Below are 23,802 nucleotides of genomic sequence, written 5' to 3'. Positions count from 1 at the left end.
TTTACCTCCGCTTTGTTATGATAATTCAATACCTTGCTTAGATAACGCCAAGTTCGCGCAGACGTTCTTGCAGGTAAGACTCAGCAGTATAGCGTTCGGACAGTTTTACATCCGGACGGGGATGCAAAAACAGCGGTAATGAAATACGGGATTTGGTCATATCAGCGCCGTCAGGATTGATTACCCGGTGGATGGTTGACGGATAATAGCCACCACTGGCCTCCTGCAACATATCACCGATGTTGACAATCAGCGTACCAAAATCGCAGGGCACGTCCATCCAGGAACCGTCCTTACGTTGAACCTGCAAGCCGGGTTCGTTGGCGGCAGGTAATACGGTTAACAGGTTAATGTCGCCATGGGCTGCCGCACGGATCGCATCGGGTTCTTCATTACCATCCAGTGGCGGGTAATGCAGAACGCGTAACAGGGTTTGCTCACTACCGTTAATCATTTGTGGTAGTGGCTCATTAAAGTTCGCTTTCACTTCTTCTGGCGCGTTTTCTTCCACCCAGCTTAGCAGTTCGGCAGCCAGGCCGGTGGCTTTGGTATAATAGTCGGCCAGCTGTGCTTTGAGCGCTGGGGGACACATTCCCCAGGGGTAGTAGTGAAAGTATTCCTTAATGTCTTTTTTCTTAAAGCCTTTGGCCACTTCGGATACCGACTTGGAAAAATAGCCGTCCTGGGTGTCTTTGTTGTAGGCGTAATCAAATTTTTCTTCGCTGTCGAAAAAAGCCTGCCAGGTCTGGTAAATATCTTCGACCAGCTGTTTCTGAATAGGGTGATTTTTCAGTACACCAAAGCCGGTTTCGTGCAGTGATTTGGCAAATAACTCGGCAGCGTTGTCTGCCTGATAATCAACGGCAACTAAATTCATTGAGGGTTCCTGTCGTTCTGTTTTTTTGTCAATTATAAGGTGGCTTTAAGGGGCTGCAACTCCCTGGCGTTGATGCACATCAAGCCGGAAGGTTACAGCCCGCAGAAATCAGCCGAGTGAGAGGTAAAAGCCTGCCAGTGCGGCACTCATCAGATTAGATAAGGTGGCAGCAAAAACGGCCTTCAGTCCTAATTGTGCTATTTCTTTGCGACGAGTGGGCGCCATGGCTCCAATACCACCCATAAGAATGGCGATGGATGACAAATTAGCAAAACCGCAAAGGGCAAACGTGATAATTGCCTGACTCAGTGTGGAAAGCTCTGGTTTGGCGGCAATAAAATCAAGATAAGCAATAAACTCGTTAACCACGATTTTCTGGCCAATAAAACTTCCGGCAATTTGTGCTTCAGACCAGGGCACACCAAGCGCCCAGGCCAGTGGTTGCAGCAGGAAGCCAAGGATTTGCTGGATGGTGAGGTTTTCCAGACCAAACAATCCACCGGCCCAACTAATAATGCCGTTTAACATGGCAATCAACGCCACAAATGCCAACAACATAGCGCCTACATTAAGCGCCAGCTGTAAGCCCGATGCTGCACCGCTTGCTGCCGCGTCAAACACGTTAGCGTAGTGTGTTTTTTCTTCTTCGCTTTTATTCAGTTCATTGTGCGGTTTGGCGGTTTCCGGCAGCATAATTTTAGCCATTAACAAACCGCCTGGCGCGGCCATAAAGCTGGCCGCCAGCAAATACTTAAGCTCAACGCCCATGCCGGCGTAACCGGCCATAACCGAACCTGCTATTGAGGCTAAGCCGCCAACCATAATGGCAAATAACTCAGAACGGGTCATGTTAGGAATAAACGGGCGGACCACTAAAGGCGCTTCGGTCTGGCCAACAAAGATATTGGCAGCTGCAGACATAGACTCCGGACGACTGGTTTTAAGGGCTTTTTCCAATAGTCCGCCAATTAAGCGGATAATGATGTTCATTACTTTCAGGTGATAAAGCACGGCAATCAGTGAAGAAAAGAAAATGATTACCGGTAACACGTTGAAAGCAAATATAAAACCAAGGGATTTGTCACCAATTGGACCAAATACAAAGTTAATCCCGTCCTGGCTGTAATCAATGATATTCTGCACAAATTCGGTGGTTTTTAGCAGCAGCTTAATGCCAAGATCCGAATACAGGATAAAGCCGCCAATAACTGCCTGAATGGCAAAGGCACCACCCACGGTACGCCAGTTAATAGAACGTCGATCGCTCGACAACGCCAGTGCAATAGCTAACAGCAGGGCAACGCCCAGTAAACTTATCATGGGGTAATCCTTTACTTAATAAATTGTTGTATGTGAGATTTGATAACGTCCAGCGCGATTTGATTTTTGCCGCCCTGGGTTACTACAACATCAGCAGTAAACCGACTGGGTTCAATAAACTGATGGTACATGGGCTTAACGGTTTGTTCGTATTGCTTGGCAACCGACTCCATGGTCCGTCCCCGATCCCTGACATCCCGCATCATGCGGCGCATCAGGCAAATATCCAGCGGCGTGTCGATAAAGATTTTTACATCATACAACGGCAGTAGCTCCACCCGGGCCAGCAACATAATGCCTTCCAGAATGACCACGGGAGCGGGTTGTAATCGCTCTGTCTTGGGCAGGCGAGTGTGGGTTTTAAAGCAATAATGCGGATAATCAATGGGCTCGCCATTACGCAGTGCACCCAGGTGAGCTTTTAATAATTCGTGTTCGAAAGCGTTGGGATGATCGTAGTTGTTTTTTTCCCGGGCTTCCATGGGCAGATGATCCTGGGCGCGATAATAGTGATCTTCACGCAGGATCTGAACGGGTCTGCCTTGTTCCGAAAACGCGTTAATCAGGTTCTCGGTGAAAAGGGATTTACCCGAGCCGGAAGCGCCGGAAATAGCGATAATCAGGGGTTTTTGCATAGTGGAAAACGTATTCTAGTTATAGCAAAGCTATGCAAATGCACCGTGTGGATTGGGCCTACACAGTCGGGGGGCTTTATATCAGATTGCGCCTCTCGGACATGATTGAACACGCCGGCAAATGGATAGTCTTCGCATTATAATGCTGACCATTCATTCAGGTTACCATTGTTTTCGCGCCTTGCAAACTATCTCTCAAACAGCACTGAATGAGCGTGTAAAGTGCGCTTTCTGCGATTATTCGCCGATTATCACGACATCGTCGTGACTGAGAACCGGTAAGGCATAGGAATGTTGCTTGGAACGGGAGCCCTCACCCTGTGCGCGGGGCGGATAGTAGCGAATCTTTTCGTCACTGAAACCGACAAAGACTTCCTCGAGCGCGGCGCGAATTTCGCTAAGGGTTTTATCGAGGTTAGCGTTGAAATCCGGACGTTTGCGTTTGGTATGACCCAGCTCCATCAAGCGAGTAAACACTTTAGTGGCCAGATTTGTCAGCTCTGGTGGGATATCCTTATGATGCATCAGTGCCGCATCGGGATTTTCAATGCAGTAATGCAGCAGAGCGGTGTAAAAGCATAACGGTTTGTTCTGCAATTGCACGGTAACGTCATTAACACCATTACCGATGGTTTTCTCGGTAAGGTTAATGGTGAGTTTGGGTGTAACCTTAATTTCCGGAATTACGACCGGTGATGGTGGAGTCTTGGTTACTCTTGGATTTAGCTTTGCTTTAACAAACAAAGGGGCAATCAGCAAGGAGGCAACCAGAGCTAGCGGGCTTAAAGCAAAAAACTGGTAGATGGGTACAGCAGCTAATTGAACATTGACGGACTGCTCTGAATTATGAAGCGTAAACTTAATAATGCGCTCGTTCTCATTAAGCGCCTGGGAGTCTGCGGTCACAGATTGAATCGCCAGTAATTTTACACCGGTATTTTTATCACTCAGTATGGTATTGATTCGGGATATATAGTGTCTCAGTGTTTCGTGATTTGGCGGGGTTTTCAGAGTGTGATTACCCACATCCAAAAACTGCAGATCGAGACTGATCCGTGAACGTATTTGATCGATTGTTTCGTGGTCGGTGTACAGGCCAGCACTTCCTTGCCCTATAAGGGCTCCGGTTTGAAACACTGTAAAAAGTACGAGCACAACGATTAAGCCCTTTAGCCAGTCATTGGGGGTGATATCATACGTTTTCATTTGACGTACACTCGTTGAACATAACCACATCGCGGTAATATTTTCGGGGATGATTATTGGCAACCTGGGCGATAACCTGTTGTACTGCACAACGTAAGTCGGTGTTGTTATCCTGCATTTTCAAATACCAGCGCATACCCGGTACGCTGTCTTCCAGGGAGGTAATGTAGTTTTTGGATAACACCTGTTCGTCTGCCTTGCCCCAGTAGCTGGAGATAATGTCGACTTCGCCTGCCATCAGGGCTCTGCGCATCTCCTGATGCGAATTGTAATAGAATAGCTTGATGTTTGAGTCGTTGAGCCCTAACCTTTGTAATACTGTCTTGGGCACAATATGTCCTGAGCGACTGCTGGGGTAATCGAGAATACCGATTCGCTTGCCCAGTAAGTATTCTTTACTTAATGCGGGTTTTTCCCTTAGTGCAATAAAGTAAGCGCCGTAGTCAGGATGGGCGGCAATACTGTCGTAGTGATAAATACGATCTGCGCCAAAGGCATCAACCACGTTGCTTTTTACCAGTGATAATTCCGGTACACCGTGATTGATGAAGCGGAACGTGTCGAAGTCATTGCGGCCTATGATAATTTTTACATTGCCAAACTGGCGTTTAACAACGCCGTTTTCACACAATAACGGTAACGCTCTTTCGGCAATGGATTGCTCGGTTAAATATACAGTAAAGATATTACGATTAGCTGATAACGATGAAGGACAACTTAACTGACTGGTTGTTTGCGGCGAAATTTCATCGATTTCGGCAAAGTTTTGCACAAAGCCCAGCACGCCGCTAAAAACAAAAATAGCAGCGACAAAAAGCCATTTGGTTACTGGGTTCAGTCGTATTCGATGCAAAATTGTGTAGAGTTAGTTTTATTTAATTACCCAATTTGAACAGTTAAACTTATTTAATGCAATAAGTAAGTTTATTTTGATGTTGTAAGTTGCTGAAAAACAGGTTTATTCATCAAGTAACTTTGAATTTGCTTAAACGCTGTTTATTCATTGTAGTTGTGCGAAGAATATACCCGGGCTTGTGAGCTGGGCCGAGAGTTCGCATAAGCGCGGTGAAATGCTGACCGTTCGTTCAGGAAATTATAAAAATAATAAGTGTTGTCAACTCATTAATGAGGGTCAACCCAAACGAATTTGTCATATTGCTGCAACAATAATAATGAACAATCTCGGCCCGATTTACGCTGTTGCAGAAAAATGGAATGTCACCGATAAAACGGCAAGGTGGCCGAACCAAATTGATTTTACTGCCGGAAGCAAACGGTTGCTGTATTAACTCTTGTTTACGGGGGTGAGACAAACGCCTAATGAATATAAATGGGAAACACACTAATGATGAAAAAATCTAAGTTTAATCGCATTGCCCTCGCGGTAGCGATGTCTGTAGGTTTATCTACAGCAGCTATAGCACAGGAAACGACATCGTCGATCCGTGGTAGTGTTGTTAGCGAAGCCGGTGCCAACTTCTCTGGCGCTACTGTTACCATCAAGCACGAACCATCAGGTACTGTGTCAACAGCAACAACTTCCTCTAACGGTTCGTTCTCAGCGCGTGGTTTGCGTGTTGGTGGTCCATACACGATTACCATTAAAGGCGATGGCTTTATTACTACTCAGGTAGATAACGTTTATCTCTCTCTTGACCAAACCTTCTCTCTTCCTGTGACTGTAGAAACTTCAGAAAGTTCAGAAGTTATAGTAGTAACGGGTACTCGCGCTGCTGCGGGTTACTCAAACGAAGGCCTGAGCACAAGTCTTGGCCTGGAAGCGTTAAGCGAAGTTACGTCAATCGACCGTGACATTACTGATGCGGCTCAGCTTGACCCGTTTGCATCGGTTAACGTGCAAAGCGGTGGTGCTAAAGAGCTGTCAATCGCTGGTGCAAACAGTCGTTTTAACTCACTGACTGTTGATGGTGTTGCGTTAAACGACCGTTTTGGTCTGAACGCAAACGGTTATCCTACTCAACGTTCACCTATTTCTTACGATGCGATTGAATCACTGTCTATTCAGACTGCACCGTTTGACGTTGAATACAATGGCTTCACCGGTGGTACTATCAACGCGGTAACCAAGTCTGGTACTAACGAATTCCACGGCTCTGTAGGTTACTACTACACTGACGACTCAATGATCGGCGACCAGAATGGCGATGACGAATTCGACTTCATCTTTGAAGAAGAAACTTTCGTAGCCACATTAGGCGGTCCAATCATCAAAGACAAATTGTTTTTCTTTGTTGCATACGACAAGTTTGAAGCGGTTGCTCCTCTGCGTAACGGCCCTACCGGTTCTGGCGCGCTGAACGAAGAGCCAGACATTTCTATGGATGACGTTGCTGCGGTTGGCGAAATCGTTTCTAACGTTTGGGGCTTCGATATCGGTGACTTTAACAAGGGTCCTGAAGAAGACGAGAAAGTTCTGGCGAACATCGACTGGAACATCAACGACGATCACCGTGCAAAGTTCACTTACATGAGAACCGAAGGTAACTCAATTAATGAACAGAACGGTAATAACTTCCTGGCTTCTGACAACATCCTTGGCGCTTCTTCTGCGTGGTATGACCGTTCGGAAAAAATCGAAAGCTTCATCGGTCACCTGTTCTCAGACTGGACCGCGAATTTCTCGACTCAGTTAAAAATTGCCAGCACCACTCAGGCGACGGGTCAGGATTCATTAAACGGCGCTGAGTTCCCTAACTTTGCCGTATTCCTGCGCGAAGTAGACGGTGAAGAGAACTACCTGACAATCGGTCCTGACCGCTATCGTCACGGTAACTCGCTTGACCAGGACTTCCTGCAAATTAAAGCCGTTGCTATTTACTCAATGGATGATCACATCATCAAAGCGGGTTTTGAGCGCGAAGATGTAGATGTGAACAACCAGTTCTCGCAAAACTCTGAAGGTTCATACTTGTTCGACAGCCTGGAAGACCTGCAAAACGCTCAGGCCTCTGCATTGCTGTACAACAACGCTGTGACTAACAACGAAGATGATCTGCGTGCAATCTGGGGTTATGCATCTAACTCTGTTTACATTCAGGATTCATGGGCAGCTTCTGCTGACCTGACCGTTGATTTTGGTCTGCGTTATGACTGGTATGAGTCAAGCGGCGAAATCCGTGAGAACCAAAACTTTATCGACCGTTACGGTTTCACCAACACTACCGACATCGACGGCCTGGACGTGGTTCTGCCTCGTATCTCATTCGAATGGTTCGCGGGTGATTACACTACTGTACGTGGTGGTATCGGTCGCTTCTCTGGTGGTGCACCAAGCGTTTGGATTTCAAACAGCTATTCTAATGACGGTGTTATCTCTGATGACTACCAGGATTTTGGTTCTGGTATGACTTACCAGGTTCCAACTACGCCAGATGCGGCGACTGGTCAGTACATCCCACAAGACGTGCTGGATGCCCTGGCTAATACCGCTCCGGATGGTTCAGTTAACGCACTGCGTCCTGACTTCGAAATCCCGGTAACCACTAAAGTAAGCTTAGGTGTTGCACACGAGCCGCAGATTGATGCGCTTGAAGGCTGGGTATTCTCTGCTGACGTATTGTACAACAAGCTTGAAAATGCCACGTACTGGTACGACCAACGCTGTGAGAACCCAGTGGATACAGCACCAGACGGTCGCGGTGTCTACGACTGTAGCAATGGTCCGGAAGCACTGGTTGTAGGTTCAGTTGATGATGGCGACTCAATGCTTTATGCAGTGTCTGCCACTAACGAGTGGGATACAGCATACGGTACCTTTGATTTCTTCACCAGCTACACTTACGCAGATGTTGAAGATGTTGGTTACGGTACGTCTTCTACAGCTACGTCTAACTACTCTGACTTCGCGGCCTATGACCGTCAGAAGCCTCGCGCTGGTACGTCAAACTTCCAGACCGAGCACCTGTGGAAAATGCGCTTTAACTGGAGCAAAGAGCTGATCGACGGTTATCAAACCAAGGTATCGGTATTTGCGACTCGTCGTTCTGGTCAGCCTTACAGCTACACCTTTAACGAAAACAACGCGTGTGTGCTAGATGTTGGTGGTGGTCGTTGTGCTCGTGAGAGCCGTAACGATGATGCCGGTCACCTGTTGTATGTACCATCTGGTCTGGACGATCCATTGTTCGCAGCCAGCTCATTTGGTGGTGACCTTGCCGCGCAACAAGAGTTTATGGATTACATCGCTAACTCTGAGTTAGCTGGCTACGCGGGTGGCATTGCCCCACGTAACGGCGACAACTCTCGTTGGTCAACGATCATCGACGTTCGTATTCAACAAGAACTGCCAGCGTTTATGCCAGAGCATAAGCTGACTGTGTTCTTCGATATCGAGAACTTCGGTAACCTGTTAAACGACGACTGGGGTCGTATTGAGCGTACCCGTTACGAGTATGAGCGTGCAGTTGTATCGGCTCAAATTGTTGACGGTCAGTACGAATACTTCGACCTGAGAAGCCCAAGCCGTATCGAGAACCTAGAAGTACTGTCTCAGTCAGTATGGCAGGTTCAGTTCGGTGTTAAGTACGACTTCTAATAGTTAAGTCTTTATACTTAAAAACAAAAACCACCCGCAAGGGTGGTTTTTTTTTACCTGTAAATGAGCCTGAAGGCGAAAGATTGCAGCGCCAGGCGCCTGCTTAAAGCTATACGTTGTCGAACAGGTCCTCAACACGTTGGCGTAGGTTTTCAATTTTGGTGACATCGGCCGGCGCAATAAAAATAGTGTCATCACCGGCAATGGTGCCAAGTACGCCATCTTTTTTACTCAATGAATCTAACAAGCGGGCAATTAATTGTGCCGCACCAGGGCTGGTTCGAATAATCACCATCACATTGTTGTGCACGATATCCAGCACCAGTTGCTTAAGCGGGCTTTTTGCCGTTGGCATACCTAGTTCCGGTGGTAAACAGTAAACCATATCACCGCGGGCATTGCGGGTTCGAACTGCCCCAAACTTACTGAGCATGCGGGATATTTTACTTTGGCTGATATTGTTAAAGCCCTGATTTTTTAAGCCATCAACAATTTCGCCCTGTGAACCGTAACTTTCAGCCTTAAGAATATCTTTAAAAGCCCGAATGAGCTCTTCCTGCTTCTGATTTGCCATTAGTGTCCTGACGCCATATTCATATTATTGATTTTTGCCACCAAGCTTATGCATTCATCGTTAATCGATTCGGCTAACTTGTCGGCTTGGTGTATACTCTATCCCGCGAAAGGTTAAGGGCCGGTTGCAAAAACCTTACCCTAGCTGTATGAAAACCAGCTATTGTGCCCTGATTTGCATGAAAAAACAACATAAATGCATAAGTATGCACTTATGTTGAATATAACTCGATAAATCGCCCGTTCATCCTTCATAAGACTAATAGGTGATTGAGTTTTAGGCTGACTTACTTTAGTGTGTTTGCCCGTTATTAAACGTGATTCTTTCCATGAGGAGAAATGGTATGAAAGTAGCCGTGTTAGGTGCTGCCGGTGGTATTGGTCAGGCGCTGTCACTGTTGTTAAAAACACAACTGCCAGCAGGTTCTGAGTTAGCTTTGTATGATGTTGCGCCAGTTGTTCCTGGTGTTGCTGTTGATTTAAGCCACATCCCCACTGCAGTTAAGGTTACCGGTCACGGTAAAGACGACCTGGCAGGTGCTTTAACTGGTTGTGACGTTGTATTAATTCCAGCAGGTGTTCCTCGTAAGCCTGGTATGGATCGTTCAGACCTGTTTAACATCAACGCTGGTATCGTTAAAGCACTGGTTGAAGGCATTGCTGATAACTGTCCTTCTGCTTGTACCTGTATCATCACTAACCCGGTAAACACTACCGTTGCTATCGCAGCAGAAACGCTGAAAGCAAAAGGTGTTTACGACAAGAACAAACTGTTCGGTGTAACCACGCTTGACGTTATCCGTGCAGAAACTTTTGTTGCTGACCTGAAAGGTCTGGATCCAGCAGCGACTCACGTTCCTGTTATCGGTGGTCACTCTGGTACAACTATTCTGCCTCTGCTGTCTCAGGTTGAAGGTGTAGAATTCTCTGACGACGAAATTGCGTCACTGACTACCCGTATCCAAAACGCAGGTACCGAAGTAGTTGAAGCCAAGGCGGGTGGCGGTTCTGCTACACTGTCTATGGGTCAGGCTGCTGCGCGTTTCTGTCTGTCTCTGGTTGCTGCAATGCAAGGCGACAACGTTGTTGAGTACACCTACGTACAAACTGACGACAGCGACGACGCTGCATTCTTCTCTCACCCTGTACGTTTAGGTCCGAACGGTGTTGAAGAAATCCTGCCTTACGGCGAACTGAGCGCTTTTGAACAAAAAGCGAAAGACGACATGCTGGAAGGCCTGCGTGGCGACATCAAACTGGGTGTTGACTTCGTAAACGGCTAATTTTGCTGTTACTGAAATAAAATAAGCCGGCTTAATTTGTAATAATTAAGCCGGTTTTTTTATGCCTGCCAACCCGCTTTGCACAAAAAATAGCTGACTCATCGGATTGCCATAAGCTAAAAAATAGACAACACTGGTTGTTCATCCCGGCAGTAATTAAGGTAACCTAGTGATGACTCAACGCCGTATTATCAATCAAACGCTAACTTTTTGGCTGTGCAGTTGGTTATTCGTGTCGGTTAAGTCACTCGCTGAGTCCGAATCTTTCAGTCAGATAAAATTTATTACCCATAGTCCGTATCTGCTGGAGGTAATAAATAAACAGGAAGCGCCTGAAAGTTCTATGAATGCCGCCTATCTGGCGCTGTTCAAGCAAATGAATTTTTTCCCCAGGGCGGAGCTTACCGTAACCTCTCGCTTTGAGACTATTTTACAAGGCAAGGAACCTGTCTGTACTTTTCTGATGATTAAAAATCCGGCGCGGGAAGCTTTGTACCGATTTAGTCTGCCCACGGATTTTTTACTTGCACATCGCCTCTATCAAACCACCAATACGCCGGCAATACCTGCTGAGTTACTTAACCCAGGCGGCGAGCTGGCGAGTCTGCAGGCTTTGTTTAACACCTTTCCTCAGCGCAAACTGATGTTATTAAAAGACCGCTCTTACGGCTCGTTTCTGGATGGCGAAATTGCTGCACTACCAGAATCCGCTAAGTATTATCGGTGGGGAAGTCACCAGTTCGACAGCGACATTAAAATGCTGGTGAAAGGGCGCGGCGAATATATTCTGGCCTACCCTTACGATATTAAGAGGGAATCGCCTAAATATCCGGGTGTAACATTTCAAAGCAACGCCATCGCCGGTAATTCCGCCATCAGAACTGGGCATATCATGTGCAACGACACACCGGCTTCCGAGCGGTTCATCCAAAGAGTAAACAGGGAGCTACGGCAGTTGTACTTCTCAGCCGATTTTTTGGATGCCCACCTGCGATTTAACGACCCGTCAGCTCATGAAGCGTTAAAACAAGGGCTTAAGGTATTACAAGCGCTCTGAGCAGCTGTAAGCAAAGGACAGATCCACGGAGTGTTAAATGGCAGAATAGGCCTGGCAGCGAATGTCTGCTAAACTTTATTTCAGGATGATTATTGTTCGATACTTTATCGCTGCAAGAAAATGACACAGAAGTCACCTTTATTTGCACTAAAAACAGCTATTTTGCTGGTAGTGTTAATTGCACTCCCGCCAGCAGGTGCGCAGACCCTCGCTGACAACATTGACCTGATTACCGACAACAGGGACTTTAGTGAGTCCATCCCGCGGCAACACAAGTTAGATCCTATTATTGATGCCCATCTGGTGCTATTTAAACACATGTCTTTAGTGTTTAAACCAATCCTTCTGCCAACGTTGAAAGTCGAGCCCAGATTGAAGCAGACTAAGCCCGCTTGTACCTTTGGCAGGCTGAAAACTGCAGAGCGTGCTAAGGCATTCATTTTTAGTCTGCCAACCGAGTTCTTCTTAGCGCATCAGCTTTACCAAAATACAGCGACCGGGCCTGTGGACAGGACTCTGTTAAATGCTGATGGTGAAATTACTCATCTTGGCAGTTTGTTTGACTTTTACCGGGGCCGTAAATTGATTCTGCTGAAGGGGCGTTCCTATGGTGAGTTGTTAGATGAGCAAATCCGCGCGTTGCCCGATGCTGTAAAGTATTTCCGTAGTGGGAATGACATGTACACCGAAGATATTGCCATGCTGGAAAAGGCAAGGGGAGACTACATCCTTTCACTGCCTTATAACGTTTTTAAAACTCAGCATAAGGACAAGCACGGTGAGTTTTTAAGTTATCCGATTGCCGGTAACACACGCTACAACGCGGGGCATGTCATGTGTAATGATACGCCTGAAACCAGAGATTTTATCAACCAGGTGAACACTGCGCTTAAAGAGGTCTACGCCACACCTGAATTTGAACAAGCCCACACCGATTATACCGATCCGGCAAGTTATGAACGTATCAAAATGGTGTTGAACGAACTTAAATCGCTTGCTAACGCGCAATAAAAAACCGTGAGCGCAGTGCGGTCACGGTTTCTTTTGAGTTGGTAAGGCACTATTAACCGGTATTACGCATACCGATAGCAATACCACTAATAGCCACCATCATGGCTTTATCAAGCGTGGCATCATGCTCGTCTTCGTCTAGCTGACGTAAGCGTGTTAACAGCTCGATTTGCAGGAAATGCAAAGGCTCAAGGTACTGAGCACGGATATTCATGGATTCTTTACCCTGAGGGTCTGCTTCCATAATATCGGCCTGACCATTGATATCCAGCTGCAGCTTAATGGCTTCCTTTAGCTCCGCGCGCAAACCTTCACCAAAGTGCTTCAACTCATCAGGCACCAGACGGTCATCGTATTCGGCGCTAATACGCGGGTCAGCCTTCTGGAATACCATGTCCAGCATGGATAAACGCGACTGGAAGAACGGCCAGTTCTCGCGCATCTCCTGGAGCTTCTCGTGATTGCCTTCCTGACGAACCGCTTCAATGGCCTTCATGCTGCCCAACCATGCTGGCAGTACCAGACGGGTTTGTGCCCAGGCAAAAATCCACGGAATAGCACGCAGGCTTTCAATGCCGCCAGTTGGCTTACGTTTGGCAGGGCGACTACCTAATGGCAGTTTGCCCAGTTCCTGTTCTGGCGTGGCCACACGGAAGTAAGGGACAAATTCCGGATCCTGACGGACTACGCCACGATAGAAATCACGACCCTTAGCGGCCATGGCTTTCATTAGTTCACGCCACTCGTCTTTGGGGGCTGGTGGTGGGAACAACATGGCTTCTATAATCGCACTGGTGTAAATACCCAGACTGCGTTTAGCCAGTAACGGCATACCAAACTTATAACGGATGGTTTCGCCCTGTTCGGTTACCCGGAAACCTCCGTCTAACGAACCCGGAGGTTGCGAGTGGATAGCGGCATGTGCCGGTAATCCGCCACGGCCAATTGTACCGCCGCGACCATGGAACAGGGTTAGCTTAATGTCGAATTCTTCAGCCAGCGCAACCAGCGCTTCCTGAGACTCGTACTGTGCCCAGCCTGCGGCAATGGCACCCGCATCTTTGGCGGAATCAGAATAACCAATCATAACGAATTGCTTACCCTGAATATAACCACGGTACCAGTCGATACTCAGCAGTTTACGCATCACGATAGGTGAGTTATTCAAATCATCCAGGGTTTCAAACAGTGGTGCTACCGGCATTGGCCAGTCAACGCCCATTTCCTGCAGCAGTAACTGTACGGCCATGACATCAGACGCTTCACTCGCCATGGAAATGGTATAGATACCAAACCCGTGCTTACTGTGGCTGGCAATAACCTTACAGGTATCCAACACTTCCTGAACATCTGCTGAAGGTTCCCAACAACGCGGGAATAATGGGCGCTTAGAGCTTAGCTCACGCAGCAGGAAGGCTTGTTTGTCGGCCTCGCTCCAGTGGGCGTAGTCGCCTAATCCGAGGTAACGGGTTACTTCGCTCAGTACATCAGCATGACGCTGTGAATCCTGACGAACGTCAAGGCGTAACAGGTGCACACCAAAACATTTTACACGACGAATCGTGTCGAGCAGCATGCCGTTGGCAGTTACTTCAAGACCTGACTCGCACAATGAGCGATAGCACATCAGTAAGGGTTCAAGCAGCTCGTCATTTGACGCAATCCATTCGTTGGAATCGTATGGACGGTCATTAAAAAAGTCGTAAATGCCATCGCGGGTATCGGCGCAGCGTTTTACCAGTGGACGCAGTAGCGCTCGGTAAGGCTCGTAGACTTCTCCTACCGCCGCTTTTAGTTCATCGTTACAGTCGTTCATCGACAGCTCAACCTGCAGACGGTCAAGGTCGATGGTCAGCAGTTTAGCTGCGCGACGACGGGCCAGTAACAGTACCTCTTCCGTGACCTTTGCGGTAACGAATGGATTACCATCACGGTCACCGCCCATCCACGAACTAAAGTGAATGGGCGCTGCATCGATAGGCAGCTTGACGTTGTAGTCTTTTTGCAAGCGCTCATCGAGGTCACGCAGGAAGTCAGGAACCGCGTCCCACAATGAATTTTCAATAACCGAGAATCCCCAGCGGGCTTCGTCAACCGGCGTCGGGCGCACAGAACGAATCTCTTCGGTATGCCAGGCCTGACTGATCAGATCAGCAATGCGGGTTTCCAGACGACCTCGCTCGGAATCACTCAGTTGTTCCTGATGGATGCTTTTCAGGCAGTACGCTAACTCTTTATGCTTATGAATCAGCGTACGACGGAATACTTCGGTAGGGTGCGCTGTGAGTACCAGATCAATATCCAGCTTAGCTACTGCCTTTTCCACTTCCAGCGCGCTTAGTTCGGCCTTGTCCAGGTGCGAAAACAGCGAGTCGATGGAGGCGTCCACATCGAGGCCAGCATTGTATTCCTGCTCGGCGATGTTACCTAGGTTCAGAAATTGCGCGAATGCTCTGGCGACTACCAGTAACTCACTGTCTGACATGGTTTTGAAAGTTTCTTTCAGATTTTTACTGCAATCTGTATCACCGTTGAACGATGCGCGACCGTCCAGACGAACTTTCTCTATTTTCTCTAACCAGTCATTTCCCAGCTGAGCCTTGATTGTTTGTCCCAGCGTTTTTCCCAAATAGCGGACAGTATCTTTTAACTGTGCGTCATAGTGTGATTGCATGGTGTCCTCCAAAAAACAGTGCTATCAAACATACTGTCTCCGAGTAGAATTGTCTAATAGCTTTTTGTATTACATCCTTAGAACCAGCGCCCTGTTAACTGGCGTAAACATTGGAACAGGCACGGTTTATCTGGGTGTGTTACACTATGCCAGCGAAAAATCGAAGCGTAATAAAAATTTTCAGAATACTACGGATTTTGATTAACATTTGCGCAAAAAGTGTAATTTTATTTCAGGAGACACTGTGTCAGATTTATTTAAAACAGTAGAAACCCAGGCTAGTTACGGAATTGGTTTCCAAATGGGTCAGCAATTACAATCAAATCCATTTGAAGGTCTGGATCTGGATTCTGTAGTAGCAGGGTTAAAAGACGCGTTTACTGGTCAGGCCCCGCAGGTTGATAACGACACGCTGCGTAATGCATTTGGTGAAATCCATCAGCGCATGCAGGCGGCTAAGGCTGAACAGCATAAAGCAGCAATCGAGGAAGGCGAAAACTTCCTGAGCGAAAACGCCAAGCGTGAAGAAGTTCAGGTAACCGAGTCTGGATTGCAGTACGAAGTGGTTACTGCTGGCGACGGTGCTGTACCGACTGCAGATAGCACTATTCGTGCTCACTATCACGGTACCCTGATCGACGGTTCTGTGTTCGATAGCTCTTATGATCGTGGTCAGCCGGCAGAATTCCCGGTTGGTGGCGTAATTAAAGGCTGGACCGAAGCCCTGCAAATGATGCCGGTTGGTTCAAAATGGCGATTATACATCCCGCACGACCTGGCCTATGGCGAGCAAGGTGCTGGTGGTGCTATCGCGCCTTACAGCACGCTGGTATTTGATATCGAGCTGCTGGACGTTATTGCATAAGCGAATAACAGCTGACAAAAAGCCCGCCATTGCGGGCTTTTTTAGTGGTTAACCCGTGCCGGGTTGGCATTCGGCTAAAATAGCATTAGGCTTTATCTGCCGGACGCTCCACCAGTCCAGCTGTTCAGAGTTGTTATCAACGCCGGGTCATTTACAATACGCGCTAAAATAAGAAAGGATAGTGTCACTATGGTTATCAAGCCCAAAATTCGTGGCTTCATTTGTACAAATGCACACCCGCAGGGTTGTGCTGCAGTTGTTGCAGAACAAATTCAATATATCAAAGGCCTCGGCGAGCTGGGCGATGGGCCGAAAAAAGTGTTGGTTATCGGCTGTTCTACCGGTTACGGTCTGGCATCCCGCATTACCTCGGCGTTTGGTTATGGTGCAGACACCTTAGGTGTATGTTTCGAGAAAGAGCCAACAGAGCGGAAAACCGCCACTGCGGGTTGGTACAACACCGCTGCATTCCATACACAGGCGAAAGACGCGGGTCTGTACGCCGAAACGCTTAATGGCGATGCCTTCTCTAACGAGCTTAAAGAACAGGTTATCGATAAGATTAAAGCTGACTTAGGTCAGGTTGATCTGGTTATCTATAGTCTGGCATCACCACGCCGCACTGATCCGGCGACCGGTGAAGTATATAAGTCTACCCTTAAGCCAGTGGGTCAGGCCTATACCACCAAAACTTACGATACGGATAAAGACAAGATTCACGATGTCTCTTTAGAGCCAGCCAGCGAAGAAGAAATCGCTAATACGGTTAAGGTAATGGGCGGTGAAGACTGGGAACTGTGGCTTAATGCTCTGTCAGCGGCAGGCGTATTGGCCGAAGGTTGCAAAACTACGGCTTACACCTACATTGGTAAGGAACTGACCTGGCCAATTTATGGTTCTGCTACGATTGGTAAAGCAAAAGAAGACCTGGATCGCGCGGCGACTGCCATTAATACTGACCATGCTGATCTTGAAGTGGATGCTCACGTATCTTCACTTAAGGCGCTGGTGACTCAGGCGAGCTCGGCGATTCCGGTAATGCCACTTTACATCTCTTTAATTTATAAAGTGATGAAGGAAGAAGGCACCCACGAAGGCTGTATCGAACAAATCGCAGGCCTTTACACACAGTGCCTGTACGGTGATGCCGCAACGCTGGACGAACAAAATCGCTACCGCATGGATGGCAAGGAAACCAACGATGCTACCCAGGCGAAAATTAAAGCGCTGTGGGATCAGGTGACTCAGGAAAACTTCCATGACCTGAGCGACTATGCCGGTTACCACCATGAATTCTTAAAACTGTTTGGGTTTGATGTGGCGGGAGTCGATTACGACGCCGATGTTGACCCGGTGGTTAATTGGTAATACCACTTAATAATTAATATAAGCCGTCGTTATGACGGCTTTATTTTGTCAATTTACCAACAGCTTACAGGCTGGCTGGATGTCGACAATAATCAGTGTGTCGGGCATTGCAGGGCAGTGCACCGACTGCTGACAATAGCGCATAAGACTAATGTGGTAGGTTAGTTGTACAGATAATTGGGATAAAAATTACGGATTATCTCGGATCGACGTAGCGTAAGTTGCTATGTTGATGCTAAAATTCCGAAATTAAGTGGGGGGACCCTTTTCCGGATATCCCGCTTTGCCGTAACAAAGGGCGGTGCAGCAAGCGCCTTAATACAAAAAGATACGCGGCAAGTTCTAACAACAATAACAAGTCAGCTGGATTGCAATATTTGCGAAGTGGCAACAGAGCTTTGTTACGGTTTTAAACAACCAAAATTTACTGTTTGTACTAAGTACGTTTTTGAATTGTGGCTTTGGTGAGCACGCTTGCTAAAGGCGCACCTCATTCAAAAGGGTATTTCTATTAGAGTAGTGCGATTACGTATGATAAAAATCAAAAAAGGTCTCGACCTCCCTATATCGGGAGCTCCGGCACAGCAGATCCAGGATGGTCTGTCTGTGTCTCGGGCTGCCATACTGGGAGAAGAATATGTGGGTATGCGTCCTACCATGCACGTGCAGGTTGGAGACAAAGTGAAGAAAGGTCAGCTGATTTTTGAAGACAAAAAAAATCCTGGCGTAAAATTCACTGCTCCTGTTGCCGGTGAGGTGGTAGAAGTAAACCGTGGTGCTAAACGTGTTTTGCAATCAGTTGTTGTAAAGCAGGAAGGAAACGAAGCGGAAACCTTCGAAGCCATTGCTGCTGACCAGATTACTTCAACTGCGCGTGAAAAAATCGAGCAATTGCTGGTAGACACAGGTCTGTGGACGACGCTTCGTACACGTCCTTTCAGTAAGTCTCCGGCGCTGGGGTCTACCCCAAGCTCAATTTTTGTTAACGCGATGGACACTAACCCGTTAGCGGCTGACCCGGCGGTTATCATCGCTGAACGTCAGGACGATTTTGCTAATGGCCTGAAAGCGCTTAGCATCTTATCTGGCGGTAAAGTATTCCTTTGTAAGAAAGCCGGCGCAAACGTATCTGCTGGCGACAGCAAAGCAGAAACGGCTGAGTTTGATGGCCCGCACCCTGCTGGTCTGGCTGGTACACACGTTCATTATCTGGATCCGGTTGGCGGTAAAAAAGTCGTCTGGACAGTAAACTATCAGGACGTTATCGCTATCGGTAAAACGCTGACTTCTGGCGAACTGGACAACAGCCGCGTTGTGGCAATCGGCGGTCCGGCTGCGAAGAATCCTCGCCTGGTGCGCACTGTGGTAGGCGCAGACCTGGCTGAGTTAACGGCCAGCGAGAAGAAAGACGGCGACGTACGTACCATTTCTGGTTCTGTTCTTAACGGTACAACTGCTCAGGGCGTTCATGGCTTCCTGGGTCGCTTCCACTTACAGGTTTCACTGTTACTGGAAGGCCGTGAAAAAGTATTATTCGGTTGGTTAGCGCCGGGTTCAAACATGCACTCGGTAACTCGTGCTTACACTGGACACTTCAGTAGCAAAGAGTACGACATGACCACCACTACCAACGGTTCTGAGCGTTCAATGGTACCAATTGGTAACTACGAGCGTGTTATGCCTCTGGATATCCTGCCAACGTTATTATTACGGGATTTAATTTCTGGTGATACTGACAGTGCTCAAACACTGGGCTGTCTGGAACTGGACGAGGAAGATTTGGCGCTGTGTACTTATGTATGCCCGGGCAAATACACCTACGGTTCCATTCTGCGCGATTGTTTGACCACCATTGAGAAAGAGGGTTAATTCATGGGCTTAAAAGCGTATTTAGAAAAAATCGAACCAAACTTCGAGCCCGGTGGTAAGTACGAAAAATGGTATGCACTGTATGAAGCAGCAGCAACTATCTTCTACACCCCTGGTCACGTAAACAAAGCTGGTACGCACGTGCGTGACAGTATCGACCTGAAGCGCATCATGATCATGGTGTGGATTGCCACTTTCCCGGCAATGTTCTTCGGTATGTATAATATCGGCTTCCAGGCACAAGAAGCGATTGCTGCGGGCGCAGGTACTTTACCTGATGCATGGCAAGCGGGTTTATTCTCTGCGTTAGGCGGTGATATCTCCAATGCAGGTGTACTTGGCCTGATGTTCTACGGTGCTTGTTTCTGGTTACCTATCTACGCAACGACGTTCGTTGTGGGTGGTTTCTGGGAAGTACTGTTCGCTTCAGTACGTAAGCACGAAGTTAACGAAGGTTTCTTCGTAACTTCAGTATTGTTTGCACTGACACTGCCAGCGACTATCCCGCTGTGGCAGGTAGCCCTGGGTATTACCTTCGGTGTGGTAATCGCTAAAGAAATCTTTGGTGGTACTGGCCGTAATTTCTTAAACCCGGCACTGGCTGGTCGTGCGTTCCTGTACTTTGCCTATCCAATCCAAATCTCGGGTGACCGTGTTTGGGTTGCTGCAGACGGTTACTCAGGTGCAACGTCGCTGAGTCAGGGTGCCAGCGGTACGCTTGATTACACTAACAGCGATTTATGGATGAACCACTTCCTGGGTCTTATTCCTGGCTCTGCCGGTGAAGTTTCAGCGCTGGCGATTATGCTGGGTGGTCTGTTCATTATTTATATGCGCATTGCAAGCTGGCGTATCGTTGCTGGTGTGGCCTTAGGTGTGGCGTTCTTTGCAACCCTGCTTAACCTCATCGGTAGTGACACCAACGCAATGTTTGCGATGCCTGCACACTGGCACTTCGTAGTGGGTGGTTTAGCCTTTGCAATGTTCTTTATGGCAACCGACCCGGTTTCTGCTTCGTTTACTGACCAGGGCAAGTGGGCTTACGGTATCTTTATCGGCTTTATGACCGTTCTGATTCGTGTATTAAACCCTGCATTCCCTGAGGGTGTCATGCTGGCAATTCTGTTTGCTAACCTGTGGGCACCACTCTTCGACTACTTTGTCGCTCAAAGCAATATCAAGCGGAGGATAGCTCGTGTCGGCTAAAAAAGAATCTTTAGGAAAAACAGTCGGCGTTGTACTGGCAGTTTGTTTAGTTTGTTCAATTATCGTAGCCGGTTCAGCTGTTGGTCTGCGTGAACAGCAGCAAAGCAACGCAGCAAAAGACAAAATGTCTAATATCCTGCACGCTGCTGGCTTACTGGATCAGGCAAAGGGCAACATCGAAGGAACTTACACTGACTTCGTAGAAACCCGCTATGTTGATTTAAGCACGGGTGAGTTTGTTGACGCCCCGGCTGCTGATTACGATATGTATAAAGCAGCTAAGGAAGCGGATGCCAGCGTTAAAGTTGAAAACAGCAATGTTGGTTTTCAGCGTCGCGCTAAAGTGGCTTCGGTTTACCTGGTATACGACTCAGCAGCCAAAGAATCAGTTAACCGCATTATTCTGCCTGTACATGGCAGTGGTCTGTGGGATCTGATGTACGGCTTCTTAGCTCTGGATGCCGACGGTAAAACGGTTCGCGAACTGATTTATTATCAGCAAAAAGAAACGCCGGGACTGGGTGGTGAAGTTCAAAACCCTTCATGGCAGGCAAAGTGGGATGGCAAAAAACTGTATAATAACGGTGATGTTGCACTGGAAGTTAAAAAGAACGCCGGTGAAGACAACCCTTATGCAGTTGATGCGCTGTCTGGTGCAACCCTTACCAGTAACGGTGTGAATAACACGGTTCAGTACTGGGTTGGTGAAAACGGCTTTGGCCCGTTCCTTAAAAAACAAGCCTGGCGTTCGTAAGGGGTTTTTATCATGGCTGATACTAAAGAAATGAAAAAGGTCCTCTTTGGACCCATCTTAGACAGTAACCCAATTGCACTACAAATCCTGGGTATTTGTTCTGCACTGGCAATTACTACTAAACTGGAAACCGCTCTGGTTATGTCACTGGCTCTGACCAGCGTAACCGCGTTTTCTAACCTGTTTATTTCGTTAATTCGAAATCAGATCCCAAGCAGCGTGCGTATCATCATCCAGATGACGATTATCGCCTCGCTGGTAATTGTTGTGGATCAAATTCTAAAAGCTTACTCCTACGAGATTTCCAAGCAGCTCTCGGTATTCGTTGGTCTGATTATTACCAACTGTATCGTAATGGGTCGTGCGGAAGCTTATGCAATGAAGAGCCCGCCGCTGATGTCGTTCTTAGACGGTATCGGTAACGGTCTGGGGTACTCTGTTGTACTGATTATTGTAGGTATTATTAAAGAACTGTTTGGTTTCGGTACTATCCTTGGCTTCGAAATCCTGCCGCTGATTCAAAACGGTGGTTGGTATCAGGCTAACGGTCTGCTGATTCTGCCTTTCAGCTCGTTCTTCTTAATTGGTGGTCTGGTATGGGTACTGCGTACTATCAAACCAGAGCAAGTCGAGCCTAAGGAGTAAGTCGTGGAACATTATTTATCATTATTTATCCGCTCGATTTTCATTGAAAATATGGCGTTATCACTGTTTTTGGGTATGTGTACATTTTTGGCCGTATCCAAGAAAGTAAAAACAGCAATGGGTCTGGGTATTGCGGTTGTTGTGGTACTGGGTATCTCAGTTCCGGTTAACCAGGTTATCTACGTAAACATCCTGGCGCCTGGCGCGCTGGCATGGGCGGGTTTCCCTGATGCAGACCTGAGCTTCCTGAACTTCCTGACCTTTATCGGTGTTATTGCAGCCCTGGTACAGATTCTGGAAATGAGTCTGGATAAGTTTTTCCCGGCGCTGTACAACGCACTGGGTATCTTCCTGCCTCTGATTACCGTTAACTGTGCAATCTTCGGTGGTGTATCTTTCGCGGTTCAGCGTGAGTACAACTTCACTGAAAGTATCGTTTACGGTGTTGGTAGTGGTATAGGCTGGGCGCTGGCTATCGTGTTACTGGCAGCTGTGCGTGAGAAGCTGAAATATGCTGACATGCCAGACGGTATCCGTGGTCTGGGTTCGGTATTCATGATTGCTGGTCTGATGGCACTGGGTTTCCAGTCCTTCACTGGTGTACAGCTGTAATCGACGCTAGGGAGCAGAAACTATGAATCAAATCGAAATTTTACTCGGCGTTGGCATGTTCATCGTGATCGTGCTGGCGCTGGTATTCATTATCATGTTTGCCAAGTCTAAGCTGGTACCGTCTGGTGACGTGACTATCAGCATCAACGGCGATCCTGAGAAAGCCATTAAAACTGCACCAGGCGGTAAACTGCTGGGTGCGCTGGCTGATGCAGGTATCTTCGTATCATCAGCTTGTGGTGGTGGTGGTTCATGCGGTCAGTGCCGTGTGGAAATCCATTCAGGTGGCGGTGAAATTCTGCCAACTGAGCTGGACCACATCACCAAGCGTGAAGCCCGTGAAGGTTGTCGTCTGTCTTGCCAGGTATCGGTTAAGCAAGACATGGAAATCGAACTGGAAGAAGAAATCTTTGGTATCAAGAAGTGGGATTGTGAAGTTATCTCTAACGACAACAAAGCCACCTTCATCAAAGAGCTTAAACTGCAAATTCCTAACGGTGAAAGCGTACCTTTCCGTGCTGGTGGTTACATTCAGATCGAAGCTCCACCGCATCACGTTAAGTACAAAGACTTTGATGTACCAGAAGAATATCGTGGTGACTGGGAGCGCTTTGGCTTCTTCAATATCGAATCTAAAGTAGATGAAGAAACCATTCGTGCATACTCAATGGCGAACTATCCGGAAGAAGAAGGCATTATCATGCTGAACGTCCGTATTGCTTCTCCGCCGCCAAACAACCTGAGCCTGCCGGCTGGTAAGATGTCATCTTACATCTGGAGCCTTAAGCCTGGTGATAAAGCGACTATCTCTGGTCCGTTCGGTGAATTCTTCGCTAAAGATACCGACGCCGAAATGGTATTCATCGGTGGTGGTGCGGGTATGGCGCCTATGCGTTCACATATCTTCGACCAGCTTCGTCGTATCAAAACTGACCGTAAGATCAGCTTCTGGTATGGTGCTCGTTCACTGCGCGAAATGTTCTACGTAGAAGATTTTGACATGCTGCAGGAAGAGAACGAAAACTTTAACTGGTATGTTGCTCTGTCTGATCCGCAGCCAGAAGACAACTGGACTGGTTACACAGGCTTTATCCACAACGTGTTGCTGGAAAACTACCTGAAAGACCACCCGGCACCAGAAGATTGTGAGTTCTACATGTGTGGACCACCTATGATGAACGCAGCAGTTATCAACATGCTGAAAGATTTGGGTGTTGAAGACGAAAACATCCTGCTGGATGACTTCGGCGGCTAATTGCCTGCACACTGAGAATCAGTAAATTAAGAAAGGG

Annotated in this window: 19 protein-coding genes; 12 read left to right on the top strand and 7 right to left on the bottom strand. The window is 47.6% G+C overall.

The genetic code is table 11. The features are described 5' to 3' along the window. Nucleotides 1–37: 37 nt before the first annotated feature. The 5 genes from BFC17_RS01335 to BFC17_RS01315 form a co-directional block, all read right to left on the bottom strand. On the bottom strand, nucleotides 38–877 hold the full coding sequence (locus BFC17_RS01335) for an isopenicillin N synthase family dioxygenase (RefSeq protein ID WP_070174663.1): 840 nt from the start codon (nucleotides 875–877) through the stop codon (nucleotides 38–40). 108 nt (nucleotides 878–985) lie between these two features. Next, nucleotides 986–2,197 carry a NupC/NupG family nucleoside CNT transporter gene (locus BFC17_RS01330; RefSeq protein WP_070174662.1) on the bottom strand — a complete coding sequence of 404 codons (1,212 nt, stop codon included), beginning with the start codon at nucleotides 2,195–2,197 and terminating at the stop codon, nucleotides 986–988. An 11-nt stretch (nucleotides 2,198–2,208) separates the two neighbouring features. Further along, the gene (udk, locus tag BFC17_RS01325; protein WP_070174661.1) at nucleotides 2,209–2,832 is read right to left on the bottom strand and encodes a uridine kinase; all 624 of its coding nucleotides are present in this window, start codon (nucleotides 2,830–2,832) and stop codon (nucleotides 2,209–2,211) included. A gap of 237 nt (nucleotides 2,833–3,069) precedes the next feature. Beyond that, nucleotides 3,070–4,038: a hypothetical protein gene (locus BFC17_RS01320; protein ID WP_070174660.1), complete on the bottom strand. Its 969-nt coding sequence runs from the start codon at nucleotides 4,036–4,038 to the stop codon at nucleotides 3,070–3,072. Then, nucleotides 4,025–4,891, bottom strand: coding sequence for a PhnD/SsuA/transferrin family substrate-binding protein (locus BFC17_RS01315; RefSeq protein WP_229681056.1), 867 nt, complete (start codon nucleotides 4,889–4,891; stop codon nucleotides 4,025–4,027). Before BFC17_RS01315 ends, BFC17_RS01320 begins: the two co-directional genes overlap by 14 nt. 492 nt (nucleotides 4,892–5,383) lie before the next feature. On the opposite strand from BFC17_RS01315, the gene BFC17_RS01310 reads away from it, so the two are divergent. Next, the gene (locus tag BFC17_RS01310; RefSeq protein WP_070174658.1) at nucleotides 5,384–8,593 is read left to right on the top strand and encodes a TonB-dependent receptor; all 3,210 of its coding nucleotides are present in this window, start codon (nucleotides 5,384–5,386) and stop codon (nucleotides 8,591–8,593) included. A gap of 109 nt (nucleotides 8,594–8,702) precedes the next feature. Here BFC17_RS01310 and argR read toward each other — a convergent pair whose 3' ends face one another. Continuing rightward, a complete protein-coding gene (gene argR, locus BFC17_RS01305; protein WP_070174657.1) occupies nucleotides 8,703–9,167 on the bottom strand; it encodes a transcriptional regulator ArgR in 465 nt (154 codons plus the stop codon). Nucleotides 9,168–9,510: 343 nt separating this feature from the next. On the opposite strand from argR, the gene mdh reads away from it, so the two are divergent. From mdh to BFC17_RS01290, 3 genes are all read left to right on the top strand, one after another. Beyond that, the gene (gene mdh, locus BFC17_RS01300) at nucleotides 9,511–10,449 is read left to right on the top strand and encodes a malate dehydrogenase (RefSeq protein ID WP_070174656.1); all 939 of its coding nucleotides are present in this window, start codon (nucleotides 9,511–9,513) and stop codon (nucleotides 10,447–10,449) included. A gap of 169 nt (nucleotides 10,450–10,618) precedes the next feature. After that, entirely contained in the window at nucleotides 10,619–11,506 is an 888-nt protein-coding gene (locus BFC17_RS01295; RefSeq protein WP_139141963.1) for a hypothetical protein, read from the top strand. 120 nt (nucleotides 11,507–11,626) lie between these two features. Next, the gene (locus tag BFC17_RS01290) at nucleotides 11,627–12,517 is read left to right on the top strand and encodes a hypothetical protein (RefSeq protein ID WP_070174654.1); all 891 of its coding nucleotides are present in this window, start codon (nucleotides 11,627–11,629) and stop codon (nucleotides 12,515–12,517) included. 52 nt (nucleotides 12,518–12,569) lie between these two features. Here the strand turns inward: BFC17_RS01290 and ppc are convergent, their stop codons facing one another. Further along, nucleotides 12,570–15,191 carry a phosphoenolpyruvate carboxylase gene (ppc, locus tag BFC17_RS01285; protein ID WP_070174653.1) on the bottom strand — a complete coding sequence of 874 codons (2,622 nt, stop codon included), beginning with the start codon at nucleotides 15,189–15,191 and terminating at the stop codon, nucleotides 12,570–12,572. A 244-nt stretch (nucleotides 15,192–15,435) separates the two neighbouring features. Here ppc and bamJ point away from each other — a divergent pair, with 244 nt between their 5' ends. The 8 genes from bamJ to nqrF all read left to right on the top strand — a co-directional run bounded on the left by bamJ (nucleotide 15,436) and on the right by nqrF (nucleotide 23,765). Further along, nucleotides 15,436–16,056, top strand: coding sequence for a BamJ family beta-barrel-assembly machinery protein (gene bamJ / locus BFC17_RS01280; RefSeq protein WP_070174652.1), 621 nt, complete (start codon nucleotides 15,436–15,438; stop codon nucleotides 16,054–16,056). A 189-nt stretch (nucleotides 16,057–16,245) separates the two neighbouring features. Continuing rightward, nucleotides 16,246–17,424: an enoyl-ACP reductase FabV gene (gene fabV, locus BFC17_RS01275; protein WP_070174651.1), complete on the top strand. Its 1,179-nt coding sequence runs from the start codon at nucleotides 16,246–16,248 to the stop codon at nucleotides 17,422–17,424. 531 nt (nucleotides 17,425–17,955) lie between these two features. Beyond that, entirely contained in the window at nucleotides 17,956–19,293 is a 1,338-nt protein-coding gene (locus BFC17_RS01270; protein WP_070174650.1) for a Na(+)-translocating NADH-quinone reductase subunit A, read from the top strand. Nucleotides 19,294–19,296: 3 nt separating this feature from the next. Beyond that, complete coding sequence (locus BFC17_RS01265) at nucleotides 19,297–20,499, top strand: NADH:ubiquinone reductase (Na(+)-transporting) subunit B (RefSeq protein ID WP_070174649.1); 1,203 nt, start codon at nucleotides 19,297–19,299, stop codon at nucleotides 20,497–20,499. Then, complete coding sequence (locus BFC17_RS01260) at nucleotides 20,489–21,253, top strand: Na(+)-translocating NADH-quinone reductase subunit C (RefSeq protein ID WP_070174648.1); 765 nt, start codon at nucleotides 20,489–20,491, stop codon at nucleotides 21,251–21,253. Before BFC17_RS01265 ends, BFC17_RS01260 begins: the two co-directional genes overlap by 11 nt. Before the next feature lie 12 nt (nucleotides 21,254–21,265). Then, nucleotides 21,266–21,898 (top strand): NADH:ubiquinone reductase (Na(+)-transporting) subunit D, encoded by a 633-nt coding sequence (locus tag BFC17_RS01255; protein ID WP_070174647.1) that lies wholly within the window; start codon nucleotides 21,266–21,268, stop codon nucleotides 21,896–21,898. 3 nt (nucleotides 21,899–21,901) lie between these two features. Then, complete coding sequence (gene nqrE / locus BFC17_RS01250; RefSeq protein ID WP_070174646.1) at nucleotides 21,902–22,510, top strand: NADH:ubiquinone reductase (Na(+)-transporting) subunit E; 609 nt, start codon at nucleotides 21,902–21,904, stop codon at nucleotides 22,508–22,510. Between the two features lie 22 nt (nucleotides 22,511–22,532). After that, nucleotides 22,533–23,765, top strand: a complete 1,233-nt coding sequence (nqrF, locus tag BFC17_RS01245; protein ID WP_070174645.1) for an NADH:ubiquinone reductase (Na(+)-transporting) subunit F — start codon at nucleotides 22,533–22,535, stop codon at nucleotides 23,763–23,765. Nucleotides 23,766–23,802: the final 37 nt, after the last annotated feature.

It is taken from the genome of Marisediminitalea lipolytica (assembly GCF_001758465.1).
Classification (GTDB): domain Bacteria; phylum Pseudomonadota; class Gammaproteobacteria; order Enterobacterales; family Alteromonadaceae; genus Alteromonas; species Alteromonas lipolytica.
Note: the sequence above shows the minus strand (reverse complement) of the source record. Positions and strands in the feature narration are given on the sequence as shown.

Coding starts and splice junctions, on each gene's coding strand:
- ppc (WP_070174653.1), bottom strand. CDS start 15,191: ATGCAATCACACTATGACGCACAGTTAAAAGATACTGTCCGCTATTTG.
- BFC17_RS01270 (WP_070174650.1), top strand. CDS start 17,956: ATGATAAAAATCAAAAAAGGTCTCGACCTCCCTATATCGGGAGCTCCG.
- mdh (WP_070174656.1), top strand. CDS start 9,511: ATGAAAGTAGCCGTGTTAGGTGCTGCCGGTGGTATTGGTCAGGCGCTG.
- BFC17_RS01320 (WP_070174660.1), bottom strand. CDS start 4,038: ATGAAAACGTATGATATCACCCCCAATGACTGGCTAAAGGGCTTAATC.
- BFC17_RS01255 (WP_070174647.1), top strand. CDS start 21,266: ATGGCTGATACTAAAGAAATGAAAAAGGTCCTCTTTGGACCCATCTTA.
- BFC17_RS01335 (WP_070174663.1), bottom strand. CDS start 877: ATGAATTTAGTTGCCGTTGATTATCAGGCAGACAACGCTGCCGAGTTA.
- BFC17_RS01310 (WP_070174658.1), top strand. CDS start 5,384: ATGATGAAAAAATCTAAGTTTAATCGCATTGCCCTCGCGGTAGCGATG.
- BFC17_RS01290 (WP_070174654.1), top strand. CDS start 11,627: ATGACACAGAAGTCACCTTTATTTGCACTAAAAACAGCTATTTTGCTG.
- argR (WP_070174657.1), bottom strand. CDS start 9,167: ATGGCAAATCAGAAGCAGGAAGAGCTCATTCGGGCTTTTAAAGATATT.
- fabV (WP_070174651.1), top strand. CDS start 16,246: ATGGTTATCAAGCCCAAAATTCGTGGCTTCATTTGTACAAATGCACAC.
- BFC17_RS01265 (WP_070174649.1), top strand. CDS start 19,297: ATGGGCTTAAAAGCGTATTTAGAAAAAATCGAACCAAACTTCGAGCCC.
- udk (WP_070174661.1), bottom strand. CDS start 2,832: ATGCAAAAACCCCTGATTATCGCTATTTCCGGCGCTTCCGGCTCGGGT.
- BFC17_RS01330 (WP_070174662.1), bottom strand. CDS start 2,197: ATGATAAGTTTACTGGGCGTTGCCCTGCTGTTAGCTATTGCACTGGCG.
- nqrF (WP_070174645.1), top strand. CDS start 22,533: ATGAATCAAATCGAAATTTTACTCGGCGTTGGCATGTTCATCGTGATC.